Annotated in this window: 24 protein-coding genes and 1 riboswitch; of the genes, 4 read left to right on the top strand and 20 right to left on the bottom strand. The window is 40.3% G+C overall.

The annotated features are described in order from the left end of the window. From KDU71_RS07980 to KDU71_RS07940, 9 genes are all read right to left on the bottom strand, one after another. A complete protein-coding gene (locus KDU71_RS07980; RefSeq protein WP_212189400.1) occupies positions 1 to 2,145 on the bottom strand; it encodes a xanthine dehydrogenase family protein molybdopterin-binding subunit in 2,145 nt (714 codons plus the stop codon). Then, positions 2,142 to 2,621, bottom strand: a complete 480-nt coding sequence (locus tag KDU71_RS07975) for a (2Fe-2S)-binding protein (RefSeq protein WP_212189399.1) — start codon at positions 2,619 to 2,621, stop codon at positions 2,142 to 2,144. The genes KDU71_RS07980 and KDU71_RS07975 overlap by 4 nt, the downstream gene beginning before the upstream one ends. A 46-nt stretch (positions 2,622 to 2,667) precedes the next feature. Next, positions 2,668 to 3,153: a hypothetical protein gene (locus KDU71_RS07970; RefSeq protein ID WP_212189398.1), complete on the bottom strand. Its 486-nt coding sequence runs from the start codon at positions 3,151 to 3,153 to the stop codon at positions 2,668 to 2,670. Positions 3,154 to 3,272: 119 nt separating this feature from the next. Beyond that, positions 3,273 to 4,883, bottom strand: coding sequence for an XdhC family protein (locus tag KDU71_RS07965; RefSeq protein ID WP_212189397.1), 1,611 nt, complete (start codon positions 4,881 to 4,883; stop codon positions 3,273 to 3,275). Between the two features lie 127 nt (positions 4,884 to 5,010). Continuing rightward, a complete protein-coding gene (locus tag KDU71_RS07960; protein ID WP_212189396.1) occupies positions 5,011 to 5,268 on the bottom strand; it encodes a hypothetical protein in 258 nt (85 codons plus the stop codon). 7 nt (positions 5,269 to 5,275) lie between these two features. After that, positions 5,276 to 6,565: a permease gene (locus tag KDU71_RS07955; protein ID WP_212189395.1), complete on the bottom strand. Its 1,290-nt coding sequence runs from the start codon at positions 6,563 to 6,565 to the stop codon at positions 5,276 to 5,278. A gap of 119 nt (positions 6,566 to 6,684) precedes the next feature. Then, the gene (locus tag KDU71_RS07950; protein ID WP_212189394.1) at positions 6,685 to 7,257 is read right to left on the bottom strand and encodes an AraC family transcriptional regulator; all 573 of its coding nucleotides are present in this window, start codon (positions 7,255 to 7,257) and stop codon (positions 6,685 to 6,687) included. Positions 7,258 to 7,264: 7 nt separating this feature from the next. Then, positions 7,265 to 7,912 (bottom strand): cation diffusion facilitator family transporter, encoded by a 648-nt coding sequence (locus KDU71_RS07945; protein WP_212189393.1) that lies wholly within the window; start codon positions 7,910 to 7,912, stop codon positions 7,265 to 7,267. 96 nt (positions 7,913 to 8,008) lie between these two features. Further along, the gene (locus KDU71_RS07940; protein WP_212189392.1) at positions 8,009 to 8,869 is read right to left on the bottom strand and encodes a histidinol-phosphatase; all 861 of its coding nucleotides are present in this window, start codon (positions 8,867 to 8,869) and stop codon (positions 8,009 to 8,011) included. Positions 8,870 to 9,053: 184 nt separating this feature from the next. On the opposite strand from KDU71_RS07940, the gene KDU71_RS07935 reads away from it, so the two are divergent. Together KDU71_RS07935 and KDU71_RS07930 are read left to right on the top strand one after the other, a co-directional pair. Beyond that, positions 9,054 to 10,631, top strand: a complete 1,578-nt coding sequence (locus tag KDU71_RS07935; RefSeq protein ID WP_212189391.1) for a peptide chain release factor 3 — start codon at positions 9,054 to 9,056, stop codon at positions 10,629 to 10,631. 122 nt (positions 10,632 to 10,753) lie between these two features. Continuing rightward, positions 10,754 to 11,185, top strand: a complete 432-nt coding sequence (locus KDU71_RS07930; protein ID WP_212189390.1) for a thioesterase family protein — start codon at positions 10,754 to 10,756, stop codon at positions 11,183 to 11,185. A 52-nt stretch (positions 11,186 to 11,237) separates the two neighbouring features. Here the strand turns inward: KDU71_RS07930 and KDU71_RS07925 are convergent, their stop codons facing one another. The 11 genes from KDU71_RS07925 to KDU71_RS07875 all read right to left on the bottom strand — a co-directional run bounded on the left by KDU71_RS07925 (position 11,238) and on the right by KDU71_RS07875 (position 24,454). Beyond that, a complete protein-coding gene (locus KDU71_RS07925; RefSeq protein ID WP_212189389.1) occupies positions 11,238 to 12,317 on the bottom strand; it encodes a YncE family protein in 1,080 nt (359 codons plus the stop codon). Positions 12,318 to 12,541: 224 nt separating this feature from the next. Beyond that, on the bottom strand, positions 12,542 to 13,582 hold the full coding sequence (locus KDU71_RS07920) for a YncE family protein (protein WP_212189388.1): 1,041 nt from the start codon (positions 13,580 to 13,582) through the stop codon (positions 12,542 to 12,544). A gap of 6 nt (positions 13,583 to 13,588) precedes the next feature. After that, complete coding sequence (locus tag KDU71_RS07915) at positions 13,589 to 15,493, bottom strand: TonB-dependent receptor plug domain-containing protein (RefSeq protein ID WP_212189387.1); 1,905 nt, start codon at positions 15,491 to 15,493, stop codon at positions 13,589 to 13,591. An 89-nt stretch (positions 15,494 to 15,582) separates the two neighbouring features. After that, positions 15,583 to 15,794, bottom strand: a riboswitch (cobalamin riboswitch). A 122-nt stretch (positions 15,795 to 15,916) separates the two neighbouring features. After that, a complete protein-coding gene (locus KDU71_RS07910) occupies positions 15,917 to 16,618 on the bottom strand; it encodes a sulfite exporter TauE/SafE family protein (RefSeq protein ID WP_212189386.1) in 702 nt (233 codons plus the stop codon). Between the two features lie 7 nt (positions 16,619 to 16,625). Then, on the bottom strand, positions 16,626 to 17,069 hold the full coding sequence (locus KDU71_RS07905; protein WP_212189385.1) for a FixH family protein: 444 nt from the start codon (positions 17,067 to 17,069) through the stop codon (positions 16,626 to 16,628). Between the two features lie 31 nt (positions 17,070 to 17,100). Next, positions 17,101 to 18,495: a cytochrome c oxidase accessory protein CcoG gene (ccoG, locus tag KDU71_RS07900; protein ID WP_212189384.1), complete on the bottom strand. Its 1,395-nt coding sequence runs from the start codon at positions 18,493 to 18,495 to the stop codon at positions 17,101 to 17,103. Positions 18,496 to 18,605: 110 nt separating this feature from the next. After that, complete coding sequence (locus tag KDU71_RS07895; RefSeq protein WP_212189383.1) at positions 18,606 to 19,229, bottom strand: c-type cytochrome; 624 nt, start codon at positions 19,227 to 19,229, stop codon at positions 18,606 to 18,608. A gap of 59 nt (positions 19,230 to 19,288) precedes the next feature. Then, on the bottom strand, positions 19,289 to 19,483 hold the full coding sequence (locus KDU71_RS07890) for a cbb3-type cytochrome c oxidase subunit 3 (protein WP_212189382.1): 195 nt from the start codon (positions 19,481 to 19,483) through the stop codon (positions 19,289 to 19,291). 12 nt (positions 19,484 to 19,495) lie between these two features. Further along, positions 19,496 to 21,640 carry a cytochrome-c oxidase, cbb3-type subunit I gene (gene ccoN / locus KDU71_RS07885; protein WP_212189381.1) on the bottom strand — a complete coding sequence of 715 codons (2,145 nt, stop codon included), beginning with the start codon at positions 21,638 to 21,640 and terminating at the stop codon, positions 19,496 to 19,498. 35 nt (positions 21,641 to 21,675) lie between these two features. Next, positions 21,676 to 21,882 carry a cbb3-type cytochrome oxidase assembly protein CcoS gene (ccoS, locus tag KDU71_RS07880; RefSeq protein ID WP_212189380.1) on the bottom strand — a complete coding sequence of 69 codons (207 nt, stop codon included), beginning with the start codon at positions 21,880 to 21,882 and terminating at the stop codon, positions 21,676 to 21,678. A 202-nt stretch (positions 21,883 to 22,084) separates the two neighbouring features. After that, positions 22,085 to 24,454, bottom strand: a complete 2,370-nt coding sequence (locus KDU71_RS07875) for a heavy metal translocating P-type ATPase (RefSeq protein WP_212189379.1) — start codon at positions 24,452 to 24,454, stop codon at positions 22,085 to 22,087. Positions 24,455 to 24,704: 250 nt separating this feature from the next. Here KDU71_RS07875 and KDU71_RS07870 point away from each other — a divergent pair, with 250 nt between their 5' ends. Together KDU71_RS07870 and KDU71_RS07865 are read left to right on the top strand one after the other, a co-directional pair. Then, a complete protein-coding gene (locus KDU71_RS07870) occupies positions 24,705 to 24,905 on the top strand; it encodes a hypothetical protein (RefSeq protein ID WP_212189378.1) in 201 nt (66 codons plus the stop codon). Positions 24,906 to 24,970: 65 nt separating this feature from the next. Beyond that, positions 24,971 to 25,324, top strand: a complete 354-nt coding sequence (locus KDU71_RS07865; protein WP_212189377.1) for a hypothetical protein — start codon at positions 24,971 to 24,973, stop codon at positions 25,322 to 25,324. Positions 25,325 to 25,395 lie beyond the last annotated feature (71 nt).

Genomic DNA, 25,395 nt, shown 5'->3' with positions numbered 1-25,395 from the left:
TTAAGCCAGTGCCTCCAAAATGCGTTGAGGCGTTATTGGCATCTGATTGACACGTGCTCCGCAGGCATGATAAACAGCATTGGCTATGGCTCCACCAACCGTTATTATAGCTGGCTCTCCTCCACCTTGAGGAGGGGCATTCATATCATCCACAAATACACATTCGATTGGAGGTGTTATTGCAAATTTGGCAATATCATAAGTATCAAAGTTCTGTGTTTCAACAGCTCCACCAGTAAATTCGATATCCTCGTAAAGCGCATAGCCTAATCCCATAGTCAAACCACCTTCGGTTTGTACAATGGCACCATGCGGATTGACTACCTGCCCCATATCCTGTGCACACACCATTCTTAATGGCTTCACTACTCCAGTTTCAGGATCTATTTCCACCTCGGCCAACAATACTACAATGGTGCCTGCGTCGGCACCGATAGCTATCCCGCAACCACGATTAGTACCAGTTTTAGCAGTTGTATAGCCAAAGGTTTCTTTAGCCAGTTGTAAAGTCTTTCTTATTTTTGGGTCTTCAATATTAAGCAAGCGGAATTCTAACGGATCCATACCTACTCTTTCAGCCACAACATCAATATGCGATTCGCGGGCAAAAGTAGTAGTGTTATTTCCCGGTGCGCGCCAGGCGCCGGTAGCAAACGGATGAACATTCTTACCGTTAACTATTTGTGTTTTAACATTCGGAATATTGTAAAAATCCTGTGTTCCCCTTGGGCCCGCACAATAAATATCAAAATTCCAAGCACTTAAGCGACCATTATTTTGCACACCAGCTTTGACCTTTACAACAGCCGCCGGGCGAAACCAGTCATACATAAACTCTTCCTGACGCGACCAGGCCACTTGCACGGGCTTACCCGTCAATCTGGCCAGTTTGGCACATTCAATGGCCTGTTGATTATATATCTTACCACCAAACCCACCTCCAATAAATATTTGTTTGATATGCACTTTTTCAAGCGGAATATTTAAAGCATCAGCAACAGCTTCACGGGTTCCAAAAGGGGTTTGTGTTGAGGCCCACATCACCAGCTTATCGCCTTCAAACTGCGCTGTGGCCGCATGTGTTTCAATGGAAGCATGAGCCTTGTAACCATCTAAATAATTCGCTTCTACAATATTCTCAGCTTCCTGTAATCCTGTTGCTACATCCCCTTTTTCTTCTGTCGTTCTGCTTGAATCAGCTGTTTTCAATATGTGCTCAAAGATACTTGCTGTATTCATTTTGGCTTCAGGAATTTCCCATTCAGCTTTCATCTTAACCATGGCTTCTTCCGCCATTAAGGGATCATTATGCAAAGCGGCGATTAATCCATCTTCATTAATGATTGTAACCCCGGGGATACTCTGTGCGCGTGACACATCCAATGATTTTAAACCAGCTCCGTGGGCTGGCGGCCTTTTTAGATAAGCATACAGCATGCCGGGCAGTTGAATATCTGAAGTATATACAGCTTGTCCTGTGACCTTTTTAATAGCATCGGTACTGATGATTGGTTGTCCTATAGTCTTAAAATCTTCTGCTTTCTTTAATTTCGGTGGTGCACTAATGGTTTTAACAATCTTTTGACCCCTTGTCAATTCAGCATAGCTTACTTTACGCTTTGTATCTGTTTTTGAAACAACAAAACCATCCTTATTCATCAATTCACTTTCGGCACACTGCAGCTTTACACTTGCCAGCTTTAGTAATTCGGCTTTTGCTTCGGCTGCGGCAGCGCGCAAAAGCGGATCGAAAAAGCGGGTGGTCAATGAGCCCCAGGTACCCGCATCGTATGGACACAGCTCGGTATCGCCCATCACCATATTGATGGTGTTCATTGGTATCTCTAGTTCCTCGGCCAATACCTGTGCCAATGATGTGATAACACCCTGCCCCATTTCAATTTTACCGGTATAGCAGTCAACGGTGCCGTCTTCTTTAATGCGTAAATAAGCATTCAAGTCCAGTTCTTCATCGCTGCGCTTATCATGATCATCTTCTGACCTTGATTTAAAAGCAAATGAACTAAGAGAAAAAACGATGATTAAACCACCTCCCAGTTTCTTAATAAAGTTACGTCGGTTAATGCTCCGAACTGGTTGATCAACATTGTCGAAATAGAGTTGATGTATTTGATTCTCTTTCATTTGTTGCTTCCTCCATTCATTTGTTTAGCGGCTGATTCTACTGCGTTAGTAATTCGACGATATGATCCGCATCGACACAAATTGTCATTCATACCTTCAATTATTTCTTCCCGGCTGGGGTTAGGATTATTATTTAATAAACCCACAGCGTTCATAATCATACCCGGGGTACAATAGCCACACTGCTGCGCATCATGCATGACGAATGACTCCTGAACAGGATGCAGCTTATCCCCAATAGCCAGGCCTTCGATAGTAGTCACCTGCCTGCCCGCCACCTCGCTTACAGCCATACCGCAGGAACGCATGGCTTCACCATCAACAAGAATGGTACATGAGCCACAAAAACCTATACCACAGCCATACTTTGTGCCTGTTAAACCCAGTTTAGTTCGCAAAACCCACAATAAAATATCGTTGGGATTAGCTTCGACCATAACTGTTTTATTATTAAGAGAGAATGAAATCTGTTCCATAGTGTCAATGTTTATTTTATCTGGTAGTGTTCAACTACTAAGGTAGTTAATTATTTAGTTCTTTACTATAAAGCCAGTTCATCACACAATTGTGTTCAGGCAGCAACTTCTCAGGCTTTATCACAAGCGTTTGATTGGATGACTCTATTATAAAGTTGTGATCAATTTCCAAACAGTTGCCCGATAGCTTTTTGGCAGGATTATGTATTCCAATAAGTTTAACAAATAAGCTTTTGAGCGTATCATATTCTTGCTGGTTTATGATTAGTTCTAATTTTCGCCGATCAATCGCATCTTTATATTTAAGCTGATAGGTGGAGTCATTTTTTTGCCGCTGAATACGTAAAATACTCTTTCCAAAAGTGTTTGCCGCATATCCTCCATGATGAGGGATTGTTACTCTTACATGACCACTTTCAAAAATGGTTGCTAATTGATCCGTCATTTGGGAGGATGTCGGTTGCTGATGAACAAAACCCACTAAAACAACTAACAAAAGTGCTAACAAATAAATAATCCTCAGAGATTTCATACATTTAGCATTGACTTAAACCTGATATCTAAAGTTAATAATTAACCACTTAACAAATCAAATCTAAATCTACATCGATGAGATATGGATAAGAATACCATAGCTTAAGTTAATTCTAATTATCCTTTTAAACGTCCCAGAGCCTCGTTGTATTCCTCCCTGTTATCCAAATCTATGACAACTTCATCCGATTCAATTTCAAGATATTCTATATCATCGGCATGTTGATGAAATAGTTGACGTAGGCCAATGTTTGGATCCAATTGATTAATCTTCTCTCTAAATTTGCCACTAATCAATACTGGATGGCCTTTTTTGCCATCGAATACAGGTACTACCAATCCTTTATCACTTTTTCGATAGGCATCAACCATGCGATTGATTGTTGCAGGCTGAACAAAGGGTTGATCGCCCGGCAAAACAAAAAATGCACCAAAACCATCGACCGCTCTGACACCGCATTGAACTGATGAAAGCATACCTTCGGCATAATCAGCATTAAAAGCCAATTGTACCGGCAGATGATTTATTTTTTGGGAAATTTGCTCTGCATTTGCTCCGGTAACGACAACTGTATGATCCACTTTTGAATGCAGCGATGCATCCACGACGGTTTCAATGATGGTTTGCTCGCCAAAAGGTAGCAACATCTTGGCCGCATTCATCCGTTTACTCATTCCGGCAGCTAATATAATCATCGCTACATCCTTCACTGACACTTTTTTACGACGCACCTGTACCAGCTCAGCAGCAATACTCACAGCTATTTCCTGAACCGTTTTCGCACCAATATCCAATCCGATGGGGGAATAAATGGCATCCAGTTCAGTCTGCGTGGCCAGTTTTTTATTCAGTAAATCTTCTTTTATAAGTTGCACTTTACGTTTACTGCCAATCATTCCAATGTAACCGGCATCTGATTTCAGGCAAGCCAATAAAGAAGCGTAATCAGTTTTATGTCCCTGAGTAACAATAACAACATAGGTATCAGGTGTTGGCTGCAACTTTTTGATACTATCGCTTAGGTTACCAATTATTAGCTGTCGAGCGTCAGGCAACATAGCTTCATTGGCATATTCAGGACGGTTATCCAGTACAGTGACCTCAAAATCTAGTAAAGAACCTATGTGACACAATGCTTGCCCAATATGACCTGCACCAACTATTATGAGCCTGGCTGGAGGACTGAGCCATTCTACCAACACATGTACATTATCCACCAGGTTATAACAAGTTGTTTGATGCTGATGACATTTTGCCACGTATGGTCTGTAGCGTAGTAAATCTTCATGCAACCTATACTTTTCTTCCTGCCAATAACGTCTTATACCCTTTTGCTCACATACAAGTATAATTAAATGACCCGTTTTCCCTTTCTTTAACGAACTGCTCATTTGTGAGAATACCTCGACATGTTTCTCTGGTGAAAAATCCAGTAAAAAACTGGCTTCACCGCCACAAATGGCACCTGCCTCATCTTCAATTTTAGCCGTATAACTGATGGTTCGCATCAAATGATGCATATCGGCAGTATGACGGCAGGCGAGCCGTTCGGCTTCGGCTTCAAGAATACCTCCGCCTAATGTTCCTTTCAGTAAACCATCTTGATTAAATATGGCTGAAGCCCCTGGCACCTGTGGCGCCGAGCCTTTCTTACAAATCAGCGTTCCCAGGATAACTGGCTGTTCCTGTTCAATTAACTGAAGCAGATGTTGATAAATATTAAGCATAACTGAATGAAGAATATGCCTAAATTTACTTTAATCGTTCGAATTAAAAAAGTCAGTCGGCAGAGGTGAAACTGTTCTGCTGGTTCATGACATTCTTTAAGTTAAAATTCATGAGGCCAGCAAACCATTAGCATTTTCCTCTTGCACAGGGACTATTGGTAATAAAAACACCGAAAGCCATACCCATTAATACATTCTGCATGGCCGTATCGCTCCAGAGGATTAATTTCGCAGCATCCTGCTCAATAATAAACAAAACATAACCGATTGAAGCTCCTATCGCGGCGTATACAATGGTTTTCTTAAAATGCGGTGACTTAAGCAAACGCTTCAGCCAGCTCCCCTCCTGCTCTATTTCAAGCTTTTTAAATTTAAATGGTTCCATGCTGTTTCTATTTACAGGTATAGCCTAAGGAGTTGATAAGTTCTTTCACCACATCCAGCTCAATCTTTCCACCTTCAAGTGTTACTGTTTTATTAGCCAGATTCACCTTTGCACTATCAATAAAGTCAAGCTTTTCCAGGTTACTTTCAACATTGGCTTTACAATGATTACAAGTCATCCCATCTACCTGAATAACTTTGGCTGTAACAGGTGCAAACGTAAACTGTGTGGCTGTCTGCTGATTAATGACCGGCGTAACTGTTTCTGCCGGTTTTGATGACTTGTATTTCTGATAGTATCCATTGATGATGAGCAATAACAGAACAATGCCCGATGCTATCTGCCACCAGCTTAAGCCTTCGCCATGCTGATGCCCCAGATGCTGATTAGCTATCTGCGTAAACCACTCTAGTGGTAATACATAATCAATCAGCATACCAAAGGCCAGTGCACCAAAGATGATTGTACCTAAATATGCTAATAAACTACGCTTTCCCATTACTTTCCCAATCATAGTAATGGTGGCTGCATTGGTGGCCGGACCAGCCATCAGCAATACAAAAGCAGCTCCGGGACTGATGCCTTTGAGTATTAAAATAGCCGCTAAAGGAATTGAACCAGTCGCACAGATATACAAAGGTACCGATACCAGTAAAATCATCAGCATCTGCAGAACTGGTGGCATATTCAACAACTCAAAAAAGTTGTTAGGTATTAATGCAGAGATAATAGCTGCCAGCACCAAACCAATTATCAACCATTTGGATATATCCTGAATGAACTCCACGAAACCATATTGGAATACGGCTTTGAATTTTTGCGAAATGGTTTTATGCTTGGTTGTTGATTGATGAAATGTTTGACTGTTGGGCTCATTAGCGGTGATAACACTGGTGATTAAACCTCCTGATATGCCGGTAACCAGGGCTGCCATCGGCCTGATAATAGCAAAAGGTAAGCCCATCAGTGAAAAGGTAGCCAATATAGAATCTACACCTGTCTGCGGAGTAGAAATAAGAAACGAAACAGTACCACCTTTTGATGCCCCATTCTTATAAAAAGCGGCACCGGTAGGAATAACACCGCAAGAGCATAACGGCAATGGAATACCAAACAGTGAGGCCAATACTGACGATTTAAAGGGGTGTCCGTTAAAGTACTTCTCAATCCGCTGCTTGGGGATAAAAGCATATAATAAACCTGCAAATAAAAAACCTAAAAGTAGATAGGGAGACATCTCACTTAGAATGGCGAAAAAATCTCCTAAAAATGAAAGTATGAATTCTGTGATTTTCATAATCCGTTTAAGTTATACAACTGGCCTAACCAGATGCGCTGTTACTAACAATACAAAGTAAGTGCTAATCCGGTTCAGAATGCTTACAGTTTTATGGATAAGAGTTACATCATTTTGGTTTATACTCTATCCAATGGTTTACGCTTGTAATCCTTTAGTTGCTTGAAATGTGATGGTGTAAGCCCGGTAATCTTTTTAAACTGGCTGGATAAATGCTGTACACTACTGTAACCTAATTTCCAGGCAATCTCTTTTAACGACAACTCATTGTAAACCAACAACTCTTTGGCCTTTTCAATCTTTTGAAGAATGATGTATTTTTCAATGGTTAATCCTTCTACGGATGAGAACAACTTGCTCAGGTATGAGTAATCATAGCCCAAGGCATTCGAAAGATAATCGGAACTGTTAACAGTTTCTCCTTCCACATCAGAATGATGTATTTTTTCAATGATCAGTGTTTTTATACTATCCACCAGTTGTCCTTTTTTATCATCAATCAGCTCAAAGCCGTTGTCAGAAAGCACAGCTTTCACCTTATTTATGTCGACTGACGACAGCTCTTTATCCAACTCAACAATACCTAACTCAATCGACGTCACAGGCAGCTTTAATATATCAAACTCCTCTTTCACTACTTTTATGCAGCGATTACAAACCATATTTTTAATATGCAGAATGGTCTTACTCATACAGCTGTTAATGATGATGGTGATGCTCATGTGAACCTGGAAGATCCAGTAAAGCTGCACCTGAATCTTTTAATAAACCAACCGACCACTTGATAATTACCAATGAACTGATAATGGCAGCTACAGTATCAATAAAAGGGATATCCCACTTCATGGCGGCCGTCAGGCCAATAATAGCCGTTAAACTGGTTAGGGCATCGGCTATTACATGTAAATAGGCTGCCCTTATGTTATGGTCCGAATGCTCATGATCATGGTGCAATAAAAAAGCACTGGCAATATTAACGAACAACCCTATGATGGCTACCAGTATAGCTTCTTTGTAAACGATATCGGTCGGATGAAAGATACGCTCAATGGCTTCAACCATTATGACTAAAGCAAAAATCAGCAACATTAATCCGCTGCTATAACCCGAAAGAGAAAGAATTTTTTTTGATTCTCCTTTGAATGTTCCGGAAGCTGACAAACGCCTTACCAAAACATAGGCCAGCCAGCTTAAACCTATGGCCAGCACATGTGATCCCATATGAATGCCGTCTGCCAGTAAAGCCATTGAATTGGTGATGATACCATAAATTATCTCAACTACCATGGTAACAGCGGTTAATAAAACCACCCAAAGCGTTTTCTTTTCATGATGATGTTTTTCCATAGAACCTTAGGTTTAATCTACAAAACTAATGGCTTTCATCATCTTATCAAATACCAATCAATGGTGGTTTTTATGCGCATACCTGCATAACTTGTTTTAACTAACATTGATCCCCTCACGACATAGCTCTATCGCTTTCCACTCTCCATCAATCAACTCGGTGGTATGCGTAAAACCTGCTTCCAAAAGCAACTGTGCCACCTCATCAAAACCATTTAGCAGTTTATCAGGATGATGTGCATCACTGTTAATAGTAATCGGAATATTCAGTTCTTTAATTTTTGCAAAGTGTTCAGGCCCCGGAAACAAATGCCCGTCACGGAAATAAGCCTTGGTATTGATTTCCACAATAACACCCTTCTCTTTAATCAGTTCCAGTGTTCTATGCACTTCGTCAATATACCACTGTGCATTTTCATCAAACAAATTTAAACGAACATTGTGCATCTTTATCTTATCCATATGCCCAATGATATCGGGTGTTGCACACTCAAGCATCTCACGCTGCAATTCATAATAACGAATGGCAGCCTGCTTAATATCTCCATCAAAACTCTCTTGCAAGCCTTGTTTAAATTCGTCTAAGGGGGCATCTGCTGCCCAGTGGGTACCATCATTCATCTGCCCTATGAAATGCACTGAACCAACGACATAATCCAACTCAGCATTTTTGATTAAATCATGCTTGGCCGAAATCAGTTGCGGAATATAATCTACTTCCAGCGATTTATAAACAGCTATACGCCCCTCATATTTTGCTTTCAACTCTTCTACCTCTCTAAGGTAAGCAGGCAAGTTTTCAGCCTGCATATTCCAATCCGTCCAAAATGGCACAGGCGCATGCGATGAAATACCGATGGCATCCATCTTAAGTTCAATAGCTTTCAAAATATAATCCTCAATCTTGCCCTGACCGTCACAATAATCACAATGCCCGTGGTAGTTTGTCCATCCCATAATTCACAATAATATCAAAGGTTTAATCTCTTGCCTACATTTACTTTTAATTCAGAAGCAAAAATTATAAAATATCTTCAAACTAATGCAAAAACAGGCTTAAATTTTAATCAAACAAATCTCTTCATGAAAAACATGAAATTGGCCTGATTGTTTAACTTTGCAGCTTGCAAAATTGAAGGACATGGGTTTTATTGATGAAATAAACAGAAGACGTACATTTGCCATTATCAGTCACCCTGATGCCGGTAAAACAACGTTGACAGAAAAATTACTTTTATTTGGTGGTGCGATACACGTGGCAGGTGCTGTTAAATCAAATAAGATAAAGAAAACAGCCACCTCTGACTTTATGGAGATTGAGAAGCAGAGAGGTATTTCTGTTGCCACCTCGGTGATGGGTTTTGAATACGATGGATACAAAGTAAATATCCTTGATACACCAGGTCACCAGGACTTTGCCGAAGATACTTTTCGCACACTAACAGCTGTTGACAGTGTTATTATTGTTGTTGATTCTGCAAAGGGAGTTGAGGCTCAAACGCGTAAACTGATGGAAGTATGCCGTATGCGCAATACCCCTGTAATTGTTTTCATTAATAAACTTGACCGCCCGAGTAAAGATCCTTTTGATCTGCTGGATGAAGTTGAAGAAGAACTGAAAATTAAGGTACGCCCATTGAGCTGGCCAATTGGTAATGGCCCACAGTTTAAAGGTGTATACAACCTGTTTGACGAAAGTCTTTACCTGTTTGAGCCAAGCAAACAAGTGCTTGAAGACGGCATCTCGATAAAAGATTTAAATGATCCGGCACTGGCCGAACAGATTGGCGACGAATCAGCCGATATGATTCGTGAAGAACTGGAACTGGTGAACGGTGTTTACCCTGAGTTTGAATCACAAACCTATATGGATGCCCAGGTAGCTCCTGTCTTTTTTGGTAGTGCTTTAAACAACTTTGGCGTGAAGGAGCTGCTGGAATGTTTCTTAAAGATTGCTCCATCGCCACAACCTTCTCAAGCTGAAGAGCGTGTAGTAGATGCCAAGGAGGAAAAAATGACGGGTTTTGTATTTAAGATCCATGCTAATATGGATCCTAACCACCGTAACCGTCTGGCATTCCTAAAAATTTGTTCGGGTAAATTCCAAAGAAATACAAACTACCTCCACGTACGCCATGGTAAGAACATGAAGTTCTCAAGCCCTACTGCTTTTATGGCCGAAAAGAAGTCAATTATCGATGAGGCCTATCCAGGCGATATTGTGGGTATACCTGATACTGGTAACTTTAAAATTGGTGACACATTAACATCGGGTGAAAAGCTCAACTATAAAGGTTTACCTAGTTTCTCGCCTGAGCTGTTCCGCTATATTGAAAATGCCGACCCAATGAAATCGAAGCAATTGGCTAAAGGTATTGACCAGCTTATGGATGAAGGTGTTGCGCAGCTTTTTACCAGTCAGTTTAACGGGCGTAAAGTGATTGGTACTGTTGGTGCTCTTCAGTTCGAAGTAATTGAATACCGTTTACTACACGAATACGGAGCCAAGTGTCGTTACGAACCAATCAACTTGTACAAAGCCTGTTGGTTGGAAAGCAATGACAAGGAACAATTGGAAGACTTTAAGAAACGTAAATTACAATACATGGCTAAAGATAAGTTTGGACGTGATGTGTTTATGGCCGACTCAGCCTACATGCTTCAAATGGCTGAGAGTAATTTCAAAAATATTAAATTCCATTTCACTTCGGAGTTTTAAATGCTACAAATCATACAAAGAAGGTGAGTTTAAAAGCTCACCTTTTTTGTTGGGTTTATGTCCTGAAGGGGTTTATTTCCTGTAAAAAATAGAGTAAATTTATAGGATTAAGCCCTACTATTATGACCACAGATTGCGATAAAAAACATAAAGGTGCCCCACCGAGTAACTATCACCTTTCGGTTGGCAGCCAAACAGAGCGAAACATTGTTGTGCACAAGGACGATTTGGCAACCTCATTAAGAACCGGTAAGGTGCCATTTATATCAACCGCCGCCATGATTGTGTATATGGAACAATGCTGCGTGGCGCTGATTGATCCTAACCTGCCGGTTGGCTACGATACAGTTAGTACGGAAATGAATGTTCGCCATCTCCATACCGCCAAATTAGGCGAAGAGGTGATTTGCCGGGCACATCTTAAGTTTATGGAAGGAAAAAAACTGTTTTTTGATGTAGCCATGGTCAATAAAAAAGGTGATTCTATTGGTATAGGTGCTCATGAGCGCTACATTGTTTGCCATAAAACATTTGTAGATGAACATGGTGGATAAAAAGAAAGGCTAACGCGATGGTTAGCCTTTACTGAATATTGTTTGTCAATCTTTAAAAGTTAAACCTGGTCATTATTGGTTTGGCACCAACCTTATAAACTTCCTTAGCGCTCCACATATCTTCTGATTTTCCATGCACTACCAACTCTCCGTTAGTTGTTAAAGCCATCAGGCGACGCCTGCGAGAATCGTAATCAATTCCTCTAAATGGCTCATTGGCATAATCACCTGTCACAATTGCAGCAGTAGAGAGCTCCTCTTCTTCGTCCTTATCAATATAAACTGAATTCTCACAAAGCTTACCATAAACGTAATACAGGGTGCGTCCATCGTTTGAAATTGTTAAGGGATGAGGCGAATCGGCCAACTTAGGACCTAACTCAAAATCAATTGGTTCATTGGTCAGGTAAGTAGTATCACGTTTATCATCTTCTTCTCCGATTTCTTCTGTTACAAATTGACGGTCTAGTTTAATCAAACCTTGCGTATCACCATTGCAATACACCCATACTTTACGATCGATATCTACGACCATGTCAATGGGATTATTAAATACTAAATCAACCGTATCAACTTTAGTCTGGTTACTCATGTCAATTACGTGCACCTTGGCGCCATCGCCACTGCCTTTACATGCTGCATACAGGTATTTTCCTGAACTTATAAGTTTTTGCGGACCTTGCGCTACTTCATAAGTTTTAACAATCGTATTACTTTCTAGGTCGTAGGCTGAAACACTTGATTCGCCATGAGCGACATAAATAGTTGAGCCCCCGGTGGTCATTACATCAACAGGAGAAGTAAAATCTTCTATACTGCCAGCTCCTATAAAACCCTCCAGGTTAATCATCTCAATACTATTTTCAGAAGGAACCGCTACATATGCAATCCCTTTTGTAAAATCAGAGGTCTTATTAATCGCCATGGCCGTAGCACCTGCACCAATGGCATTATAAATATCATTCTTACACTCTTCGCGCTCGTAGTTATAATAGCTGATACTGCCGTTGCTGGTTCCCTGATTTAATATAAACGCTCCCTGATGCTCTTCCAGATTATAGATACTTACATCGTTACAGGCGGTAAAACCAATGGTAGAAGCAAAGCCAAGGGCAATAAATAATTTCTTCATATGTCTATTCACTCTATGTTTCTTTATTAATTAGGCGCTTGCCTTATTTAAGCTACCAAAGATATTATTCCTTTTTTAAATATTGATAAGTCTCTTCTTTGTTTTTATTACAGAGGCCTAAAACCGCTAGCCAGCGCTCCTAAACAACCATTTGAAATAAAAATGGCCGGATAAACCGGCCATATGTGAAACTTCAACAAAAGTTGGAGTTTGGTTAGGGAGTATTAGTTGTTAAAGTATACTGAATTAGGATAATTGGATGTTGAACTATACGAGCTAAGTACACTAGCATCTGCTTCATTCATCAAAAGTACTTTATTATTATTGGCATCCATTCCATATACTGTGTTGTAATCAGGATTTACTTCAATACCATAAAGAGCCTGGTCCAACCATTTTTCGGTAGGAAGTACCTCTGCATCAATATCCATTTTATATACTGCATCTGAAATGTAATATACATATCCTTTGGGTGAAACGGCTAATAGGTTAGTTCCAAAAGTGGCCAAGGTGGCAGGTATAGCAAATGAATTTACAACCGCGTCTGTTTTGGTACTGATTTTATAAATTTTAGCGTCTGACAATTGCCAGTTGGCATCATAAGCACCTCTGCTGAATGCCCACAGGTTATTTTCTGCATCTGCTTTTAAAACTGTTGTTCCAAACCCAACTTCAATGGTAGAAACTACTTTACTTGTATTAATATCGATGACTGAAATGGTATTATCAGCACCCCACCCACCTGAGTTGGCTACATACATTTTATCAGCAATCTTCACCATCATTTCAGGACCTTGACCAACAGCAATTTTGCCAACCAATTCAAACTTCTTGAAATCGTATATTAGGACTTCACCGTCCATCGAACCATTTGAAATATAAACAGTGCTCTTGGTAGCCTGCTTCACAAATCGAGGGTAAGTCAGCTGCTGATCATCAATTGTTTCAACACTTTTAAAGTCACGCATTCTTACCAATTCTACTTTTTGAGAATTATTGACCACAATAAAACCCAATGTATCAACCACCTCAAAATCTGTTACAACATCACCTAAATCCCTACCATTAACCGATTTAAATATATTATTATCGCTTACTTCTGCTGAGTAGAAACTAATTGCACCATTGTTCTTATTAAAACCACCTTCGCAAACAACAAAATCACCTTTTAACGAAGGATATTCCGGCTTTGGATCATCATTGGTACAGGATGCGAACAGAAGTGCTACAAGAGCAAAAAGAATTTGAAACTTAAACTTTTTCATGATTATTTAATTAAGTATGTATTTTATTTTTATTTGCCATGTGCGTCCGGGCATAGGGTACGAACGAATGGACTGATAGCTCTGATTGAATATATTTTCGAGTGAGAATTGAGCAAACAACTCTTGCTTACCAAAACTGAACGTTTTTGCCATGCGGCCATTCATCAACCAATACGGATCCAATGCATACACTGAATCGTCGTAGTATCGTTTGGAAACAAATTTCCAGTTAAGCTGAAAAGCTATTTTATTACTGGTAACAAAGCCTGAGGAAACATGACACATCCACTCTGGTGAATAGTATAACGAACGTCCCACCTGAGCCTGAATATTTCCTTCAATGCTTTCAATTGTAGCTTTATTATAGCCCAAGGATGCATTGTTTTGCATCAACAAGGAAGTAAATTGCTTCTCGTGATTAACTTGTACATCCACTCCGCGAGTCAATACATCGCTGTAGTTTTTAGCATACCAAAGAGCACCTTCGGGGCGCCAGACAATCATGTTTTCTACCGGACTGTAATAGGCTGCAATGTCAGCGGTTAGCCGCCCCCACTGTTTCATATCCAGATGATAATTGCCACCCACCTCAACAGAATAGCCTTCTTCAGGTTGCAAATCAGTATTACCGCCTGGTTTCCAGAATAAGTCATTAAATGTTGGTCGCCTGAACTTTTGGGAAAAAGCACCTCTGACGATTAAGTTATTAACTAAGGGATACTGCACACCAGCATTAAATAGTATATTCGAATTAACATTATTGCCAAAATCCTTGCGAACCGCTATATTAAAACTCACCTTATTGGTATACTTAAGTCCTCCTATCAAACCGATTACGCGGTCATGCGCTTCACCTCCATAGGCATCAACTATTCCCTTGGTATAACTATAAGTGGCACCTGCATCTAAAGATAGATGGTTGGTGAAATAAACACGGTAATTTACATCGCCCATCCAAGCCTTGCTCTTTATTCGTGAATCAATTAAAACCTTAGGTGCATCAATGCTATCTTTTTGTATATAATGCTGATCTGCGTAAAACCAGGCACCTTTAATCTCCAAAGCACTTGAAGTAAATACACGTTTATAGCTTAGAAATAAACGCAAAGTTGAATCCTTCTGATTTTCGTAGCTTTTTAATGAAGCTCCCTCAATAGCCGGAATATTCATGTCCTTAGCTTGCGCCCAAATGCCTCCTTTCAATTCAGAATAGACACTTGGTTTATAGCTGAAATACTGCTCGAAACCAGCTTGATGGTAGTCAGCATTTTGCCTCTTATATTCCTTCTGCTTTATAGCGTCAAAATAATCGTAATCCGCATCAGATTTCTCTCCCCAGAGATTACCATGAAGAGTCAGTTTGTTCTTATTGAATTGATAATTACCTCCAGCTCTATATGAATCGAAAGCGCCAATTGTCAGATCAATAACACCTCTATTTCCTGCATTAGCTGAATTATAATCAATATTGACCGCTCCGCCGAAAGTTCCGCTTCCGTAGGTGGCCCCTGCTGCACCCGGTACCAATGACACTGAATTTGATGAAGATACCAACACATTGGATATATCTGCTGAACCCAAAGTCACTGAGTTGATTGGAAAGCCATTCCAGTTAATCTGAGTTTGAGAAGCGCTTAGTCCTCTGAAAGAAATGGAAGTTGACGATCCTGGAGAACCATATGACCTAACGTTCACATTTGTATTATTAATCAATACTTCACCTAGCGTCCGATAAGAATAACTCCCTCTAAGCTCTCCCGACAATTCCATATGCTGAAAGCCATCATTAAGATGCTGACGGCGTGTTGCAGTAATCTCGACCTCTTTCACGGTAACAGAATCACGCACTTCACCATCTGCCCACACAGGCAATGACAGCACCAAAAAAATTATCAACAGTTTACACCTCATCTTTTTACAGGTTTATTAAACTGTTCTTACAATACGGATATAGAATACACATTGAATGTATCGTTCTGCATTTATTCCGAATGGCATGAACAATTGAATACTCTTTGGCAGGTCTTCTGACTTATCCCACTGTAACCGCCTTCCCGTTCCCCTGAACAGTGGCCTTGTTGATTACAGCTTTTTCCAGTTTATAACCGGATGGGACTTACAGCAGCGGATACTGTTGCCGACTCTCACGGCATTCCCTCTTCATCACACGGCAGTGATACTTGCCTTGTGAACCAAATCGGCACAAAAGTAATGTAATTGAATTAGTCAAGAAACATTTATTTCAAAATGTTATCTTCTTTAGAAACAGTATAAATAAAAAGCCAGACTTATACATCTGGCTTGCAACTTCTAAAGGAATTATTATTGTTTTTTTTAATGACAACACTTAACCTCCGTTGTTTCCTCCTGGAATTTTGGACTTATATACGGAATTCCCAAATTCATGCCTCGTAGAATAAATAGTATCCCAAGTATGACTATAAATACAGGTATGGCCATTCTTAATTTATGCAGAAAGCGACTTTTAATGATATTGGCAAAATAAGCCACTGCAAACATCAGCGGCAAAGTACCCAATCCAAAGAACACCATGAATAAAACACTATCGGCAACCGTGTCTGAAGTAACCGCTCTAGAAATGGCCACATACACTAAGCCACAAGGCAAAAAACCGTTCAAAATCCCAATAACAAGCAGATTACTCAGTCGTTTACGATTGAGCGAATCGCCAATCTTCTTTTTTAAGCTGGAATAGATTGAGGTAGATACTTTATTGGTGGATTTTGGCATTTTGATAACACCTGGCAGTACAACGGACAAAATCATGAGCACTCCACAGGCAATAGACACCCATTGCTGAATTCCTGACAACTTCAAGCCGGCTCCCAGGAAACCAAAGATGAGTCCTAACAAACCATATGTTAATGCCCGACCGCTATTGTAGAAAACGGCTCCTAAGGCTTTCTTTGCTGCCGAGCTGGTTGGCAATGGTAAAGCTAAGGCTAATGGCCCGCACATGCCTACACAATGTAAGCTGCCTAAAAAGCCAAAAATAAATCCTTCTATTATGTACATATCGCAATTAGTTGACGTAGACTACTTCTTTTGTTAAATAAGGTTGCCCATTGGCTTGCCATTCAATAATCAACTCATATTTGCCACTCATCAAATCACTAAGTGGTATGCTCATGGCATAGGAGCTGTCTAGTTGAATGCCTTTTTCAATATCAAGGTCTTTGTCAGAAGGGCGATACAAGTGCACCAATCCATTTATATCTGGTGCATTGGCAATATTATCAGGAAACTGAATGTATAAGGCATCTCCTAGTGTCACTTCCACTTTTTTACTCAACGCATTATAGTTTTTGATCTTCTCAATTTGATCATCGTATCGTAATTCCTTTGGATAGTAATCTTCAGTAACCATATCGATACGCTCGCGTGTAGTAATAAACACCATTGATAAAAATCCCGCAACAGCTAATACAATTACTAAAAAAATTCCGTGTCCCCAGTTAAACTTCATCGGTATAGTATAAATCAGTTAAAATTAGAATTTATGGTCCTACAAATGTGGTATGTATGGTCTCTATCAACTCATCTCCATTATAGATACCTAATACCAAAGGTGTGCTGGTGCCTTCCAATACCTCCTTATCCAGCTTAATAAGGAATGCCCCTTGTAGTTTCTCCTGTTTCTTTATAAGCAGCGAACTACCTGCCAGCTCTACTGTTCCCTTAGGCGAAACCAACTCTATTCTCAGATTACCTTCATGCTCCGTCTTATTGATAATCTTATAGTTATATATATTAGAATAGGTATCCTCATCAATCTTCTGGTAGAGTGAGCCTTGCACACGCAATATAGTTGTTTCGTAGCTCGAACGTAAGGTAAATAGCACAACCAACACTCCAATCAAAGCAGTAGTGAGCGCTGTATAGGCTATTATGCGAGGTGTCCACTTAAATGACGAGCCATTCTGTATATTGTTCTGCGAGGTGATTCTAATCAACCCTTCAGGCAGATTATAGCGTCGCATAGTACTGTCGCAGGCATCCATACAAGCAGTACAGTTGATACATTCCAACTGAATACCATTTCGAATATCGATACCGGTTGGACAAACGCTGACACATTTATTACAGTTCACACAATCTCCCTTACCTGCTCCAGCTCTATCTTCTCCTTTGCGCATCGGCGCACGTCCTTCGCCCCGTTTAAAATCATAGGTCACCATCAGTGTATTATTGTCCAGCAAGGCACCTTGCAAACGACCGTATGGACACACCAATGAACAAACTTGCTCGCGAAAATAAGCAAACACGAAATAGAAAGCACCGGTAAATACCATAATCGCAATGAAAACACTTAAGTTATCAGACGGTGAACTAATAATGTATTCATGTACCTTATCAGCCCCAACAATATATGCCATCATCGTATGGGTAATGGCCCATGAGATAACAATAAAAATAAAATGCTTTAATAATGAACGCCACAGCTTATCAAAAGTATCTTCACCTTTAGCCCTGATACGCTGCTGATCGCCACTTCCTTCAATCCAGTATTCTATGCGCCTGAATACCATTTCCATAAAAATAGTTTGCGGACAAGCCCATCCACACCATACCCGACCATAAACCACCGTAAAGGTCACAATGGAGATGATGATGGTGATTAAGCCAATAACAAACAAATGAAAATCTTGTGGCCAGAATACAACGCCAAACAAGACAAACTTGCGCTGCAAAATATTGAATAACAACAGCGGCTCGCCATTGGCCACTTTTATATGAGGCGCCAGAAACAGAAAAGCCAAAAGGATGATTCCGACGATGGTACGTGCATTGTAGTATTTACCTTTGGGTTGATTGGCATATACCCAATTACGACGGCCTTCTTCATTCATGGTGACGATTCGGTCGCGGAAAGAATTTTGATCATTGTTCATAAACTGGAAATCTGCTTTCGTTACATTCGGGTTAACTAAAGAGCCCAATAACAATGTATCGGGCTCTATAAAGTTAGTATTTTAATAACAACAGTCGTTTAATTGCCTGCTTATTCTGCATCAGGTACATACTTTTCTCCTTCTGGGTCTTTAGGATTAGGTGGATTTGTTCCCTGCAAAGTTGTAACATAACTAGCTACCTGATGAATCTGTTTGTCAGATAATTGCCCTTTCCAGGCAATCATCCCTTTTTCTACCACACCATTATTAATAATTCGTGTAATATCGGCAAAGCTACCACCATGTATCCAATACTCATCTGTCAGGTTAGGACCAACCAATCCCTGCCCCTCGGCCAGGTGACAAACGGCACAGTTGGTTTTAAATATCTTGGCTCCCTTATCCAAACCAGCTGCATCGGCCAATGGTACTGAGAAATCAATCTCAACAGTTTCGATACTGATACCTCCAGCTTCTTCCTCCTCTTCTTCAGGATTAGCAGCCAACAGCTCATTTTCATACTCCTGTATCTGCAGGTCACCATCGCCATAAAAATGATACTTGGCCAGGTATATGTATGCAAATAACATTGAAAAAATGAATATAAATGTGAGCCACCAGGGCGGATTATTTGCTAATTCACGTATCCCATCAAATTCGTGCTCCGGCACAAACTTATCATTTGTCAACGGGTCTATTTCAGGTATTTCCTGCTGTTTTTTATTTTCTTCCATAGATGTGAAGTAATATTTTAACAAAGAGCACCGCACAAACAGTGCTCTTATTCCATATTTTAACTTTCATTTGACAGCGGCAGCTCATCTGCCTTATCTGTTGCATAATTAGCCACTTCTTCGATGTACTCCTTCTTCATACGAATCACCATATAGGTCACCACCAGGAAAAAGGTAAAAAAGATAAAGAACGAAATGATGGGATATATTTCAACACCCGATATTGATTCCAAGTAATGTCTGACTAACTTCATAGCTTCCCTCCTTTATTCAGTAACAGTTTCTGGTGCTGTTTTATAAATATCCGTACCCAAACGCTGTAAGTAGGCAATTAAAGCAATTATCTCTTTGTCACGTGATGACTCAATGCCAGCCACTTTCAGGTTGTTCACAATCTTATCGGCCTGCTTATAATAATCTTCTAAAGCCATTTCATCATATCCTTCGGGATAAGGCACACCAAGTGTTTGCATGGCCCTAATCTTAGCTGGCAAATCAGACACATCCAGATCATCTTCTATTAGCCATGGATATTTAGGCATAATTGAGTTTTCATTCAGCTTTTGCGGATCAAGCATGTGCTGATAATGCCATGCATCCGGTTTATAGATTTTGCCAGTCATCACACCTTCGCGGGCCAAATCCGGACCAGTACGCTTAGAGCCCCACTGGAACGGATGATCATACACAAACTCTCCAGCTTTCGAATATTCTCCATAGCGCTCTGTCTCAGAACGGAACGGACGAATCATTTGCGAGTGACAGTTGTAACAACCTTCGCGCAGATAAATATCACGGCCTTCCAGTTCTAATGGCGTATATGGCTGCACACTGGCAATTGTTGGCACATTCGACTTAATCAGGAAAGTTGGAATCAATTCGATAAAAGTTCCTATTAAAACAGTAATCAGTGAAATCACCATAAACTGAACAGGCTTACGCTCTAACCAACCATGCGCTTTCTCACCTTTCTTACCCTTATGGATATCCTCAACTACTGCCGTTGCTTCTTCGTTGGCTGTCACTTTTCCCAGAGCAGCTGTCTTAAACAGGTTATAACCCATTAGCACAGCACCCAATAAGTATATTAAACCACCAAAGGCACGCATGTAGTACATCGGACGAATCTGTGTTACTGTCTCCAGAAAGTTAGGATATGCCAACAAGCCTTCTTCAGTGAACTCTTTCCACATCAAACTCTGTGTAAATCCGGCCCAATACATTGGTATGGCATAAAACAGAATACCTATTGTGCCAATCCAGAAGTGCGCACCAGCCAGTTTTTCGGAGTATAATTTGGTTTTAAATATTTGAGGCACTAACCAGTATAACACACCAAACGTCAGGAAACCATTCCAGCCTAGTGTTCCGATATGAACGTGAGCTACCGTCCAGTCAGTAAAGTGACTGATGGCATTCACACTTTTAAGTGATAACATCGGGCCTTCGAAAGTAGCCATACCGTAACAGGTAACTGCTACCACCAGGAACTTCAGTGTGGCGCTCTCGCGCACTTTATCCCAGGCTCCTCTGAGGGTCAGAAGGCCATTTAACATACCTCCCCATGACGGGGCCAGCAGCATAATGGAAAAGACCGTACCCAGTGACTGTGCCCAATCGGGTAAAGCTGTATATAACAAGTGGTGCGGACCGGCCCATATGTAGATGAACAGAAACGACCAGAAGTGCACGATTGATAATCGGTAGGAATAAACCGGGCGATTAGAGGCTTTTGGTATATAATAATACATCAAGCCAAGGTATGGCGTCGTCAGGAAGAATGCCACCGCATTATGACCATACCACCATTGCACCAAAGCATCCTGCACACCGGCATACCAGGAATAGCTCTTTGTTAGAGTAACTGGTAACTCCACCGAATTGACCACATGCAACAAGGTAACTGTTATGAAGGTAGCCAGGTAAAACCAGATAGCTACATACAGGTGCTTCACCCTTCGCTTCATAATGGTACCGAACATGTTCCAGCCAAAAACTAACCAGATGACAGCAATTAAAATATCAATTGGCCACTCCAACTCGGCATACTCTTTACCGGTAGTAAAGCCTAAAGCCAGTGTGAGGGCTGCCAATACAATGATCAACTGCCACCCCCAAAAATGCAAATAGCTTAAAACATCACTATACATGCGTGTTTTAAGCAATCGCTGCATGGAGAAGTAAACTCCCATAAAAATACCATTTCCTACAAAAGCGAAAATGGCTGCATTGGTATGAATGGGTCTTACCCTACCAAAGGTTGTGTATTCCAACTCAAAGTTAAAGATTGGCATTGCCATTTGTAGTGCCGCCAATACCCCGGCTGCCATACCTACCAATCCCCAAATAATGGTGGCATACATAAAATATTTGACAATTTTATTGTCGTAATAAAACGTCTCTTGCTTCATGTGTTCAACATTTTTCAATATTCAGAAGAAGGTCATCAAGCCTTTGCCTGCTTGCCAACTTTACTGAGATTTTGGATTTTACTATTAGATTCTTTTTTCTCTTCCTGTTGATCGAACAATATACGCACCGATGGTGAATAATCGTCATCGTATTGCCCCGATTTTACCGCCCACACAAACAAGCCCAGAAATATCAGCGCTACACATAAGCTGGCAACTACAAGTAAGATAATTATTTCCATGCGTTATTATTCTAAATGCAAAGCAAAAGTAGAAAATTAATTAAGATTTAAAGGTCTTATTATTCATTTAATTCTTTAACTTTTGTCGCCTTTAAAGACAATCAGCTCAATACGATTGTTTAACATTTATTAATTTTTTTAGCAACATTAAGCTATTTAACTCACAGTCAATCGCAAACATTAAGAAATTAATTCCTAAACATCATAAACCACGCCGTTTGCCAGCCATCATAACACTCACACTGGTGTACACCACCACCGAAACACTACTTAAAGGCATTAATATTGCTGCAAAAAGCGGGCTTAACTGACCGGATACTGCAAATGACAACCCTACAACATTATATAGAAATGAGATGATGATAGAAGCATATACTATTTTAAGTGATGCTCTGGAGAAGCTGATAAAACGTGGCAGATACTTGAGTTCTCCTGCACTAATAATAGCATCGCTCGATGGTGAGAACTGATGCACATCATCAGCCACGGCGATACCCACATGAGCCTCTTTTAAAGCACCTACATCATTAAGGCCGTCCCCTACCATCATCACAGTTTTACCTTGCGCTTTTAGCGCTTGCACATAAGCCTGCTTGTCCTTAGGAGTTTGAAAGAAGTGTATTTTATCCGCATCCTGCACAATGGCATTCAGTGCTTCCTGCTCGGCATCGTTATCGCCCGAGAGAATATGCACATCGGTATATTGCTGAACAGTTTGCAACATCTTTTGCCAATCAGGACGGTAATAGTTTTTGATGGTGTAATAACCAATCACTCGTTCATCAATGCGCACATAAACCTGGGCTGATTGATTACCCGATTGGTTTTCGGCCTGCACATACTGAGCTGAGCCCAGCTTCACCTGATGATTCATTATTTGAGCCTCCACACCTGCTCCTTCCTGCTCTTCAAAATCGAATACCTCAAAGGTATCGGCCTTTTCCAGATGCTTTGCCAGCGCACGGCTCAATGGGTGTCGCGACTGATGTGCCAGCGACTTTATCATAGACTGCATATAACGATCCGGCATATCACCTTTAAATTCAACCTCAAAATGCTCAGGATCGGTCAATGTACCTGTCTTATCAAATACAATGGCATCCACTTTGGTCAGCTTTTCAATAATAGCTGTCAGTTTAAGGTATAAATGGTTCTTACCCAAAATACGACCGGCATGACCAAATGCAAATGGGACGGATAAAGCCAAGGCACAGGGACATGCAATAATCAATACAGAAGTAAAGGCCATCACAGCCTTTGAGCCATCAACAAATGCCCAATACAAACCAGTTAGCGTACTAATTAAAATAATAACAATGGTAAAGTACTTACTAACTACATTTAGTGTGTGAGAAATCATCGATTCTTTCTCATTAGTCGCGCTACGTTCCTTCCACAGTTCTGCCAGGTAGCCAGTCTCTACCTTCTTTTGCACTTCAAGCAACAGGGCATTGCCAAGCACACGCCCTCCGGCATAAATTAAATCACCTTTTTCTTTCCTGACAGGTACCGATTCGCCTGTAATAAAACTATAATCGACGGATGCACCAATGGATAATAAACTCGCATCAGCCGGAATAATTTCACCATTTCGTACCTGTATTGTATCACCACTCTGCAGTTCACTTATCGGCACAATTTCCTCATTATTATTAACTATGCGGGTTATACCTAGTGGAAAATAAGAGCTGTAGTCGTTATCAAAACTTAGTGCTTCGTAGGTTTTGGCCTGATACCATTTGCCAATCAACAGAAAGAACACCAGGCCGGTGAGAGAATCAAGATAACCTGACCCTGAATTGGTGATTATCTCAAATAAACTACGCACAAAAATAGCGGTTATACCAATAGCAATGGGCATATCAATGGATACAATGCCTCTCTTTATATTTTTCCAGGCTGCAATAAAATACTCATTACCTGAATAAAACATGGCCGGGATGGATAATAGCACGCTGATCCATTTAAACCAGGCTATTATTTCGGGATTTAATGTAATATCTTCAGACAGGTAATCAGGAAAACTGAGCAGCATCACATTACCAAAAATAAACCCGGCAATTCCTAATTTAATCAAAAGCTGCTTACTACGTTTAGCTGATTTCTTTTGTTCCTCGGTTTTAATATGTGGCTTGTAATTGATGGATGCAAGCAAAGTCATTAGTTCGCTTAGCTTAATTTCCTCTTCATTAAAGGTGATGGCAGCCTCGCGCCTGTTGAAATTAACTGTCGATTGAATAACGCCTCTATGCAGGCGGTGAAGGTTTTCTATTAACCAGATACATGAACTACAATGAATAGCCGGAATATATAGCTTGATACGCCCAATTGAACCATCATAAAAATCAAGTACCGAACGCTTAATATCTTCCTGATCCAGGTAATCGTAATAGTCAACAGAGACCTTCTTATTGCGGATACCGGGCGCATTTTCAATATCATAATACGCCCCCATATCATTCTCTTTCAGTATATCATATACCATCACGCAGCCTTCGCAACAGAAATCTTTATCGTCATGCCGCACCCACGATTGAGAGGGACTTCCGCAATGATAGCAAGTTTTTGACATTTATATAAGGTTTAGAATGTGCTGTGAATTATTTGTCTTACCATATAAAAACCAGAGACTGTATTTTGTTTTTATACATAGCGATTAATAATTAAAATCAAGTGTGGTGCATCTATTTACCTGATGCCTTCTTTGTTTTCTGCTATTTTTAGATTGAATCAGGATTAAGTAAATATGCTTTTATTAAATTGGCTTACAAAATACCAATAAACTGTAAAAACACTATTTACAAACTCCAAATCCATCTAAAATGACCAAAAAACAAACTCTGTTCATTTCTTTTTTATTACTCACAGCTTCCATATTAATTGAAATATTAGTTGCTACACCGGGCATCACACTCGACATTGACCTTATAGAGTTCTTTGCCGGTTTGCTGTTTGGCATTGGTATTGTTTTCCCAGTCAAGCTACTGACTGATGCCATTAGCAAAAGGAAGAAAAGTAGTTAAACAACTTGCCTTTTAACGCCAACTAAGGCACGATATTTGGTATGGCATGCCCGTATTTGTAATCTATGATAAGGCATCATCTAAATAGAAAACTGCGATTAGGACTATGGCTGATTATAGGCATGCTGTTTAACAACCTGCTTAACTACCATAGCAAAAGCATTGATATAACCGACAAGCACAATGATATACAAAGTATTATTGAACTCGCCCTGTCGATTATAGACGATGATATAGAGATTGCCGATATGGATGATGAAGACAGCAAGCCGGTTAAACCTCTGAAAGTATGGGCTTGCAACACGCCTATGATAATCAATTTCTTTGTATTGCACCAGCAGATGGCATACCCCGAATATACTTGCAGCTATCAATCTCCCGAGCAAAAAATATCCAGTCCACCGCCTAAAGCAGGCTAATAAGCACTGTACAAAAACAGTGTACCCACTTCAATTTCAATCATCTTCATTCAACTCATTCAATAGATGCA

This window comes from Carboxylicivirga sediminis (assembly GCF_018156225.1).
GTDB classification, from domain to species: domain Bacteria; phylum Bacteroidota; class Bacteroidia; order Bacteroidales; family Marinilabiliaceae; genus Carboxylicivirga; species Carboxylicivirga sediminis.
This window is presented reverse-complemented; position numbering and strand designations above follow the sequence as displayed.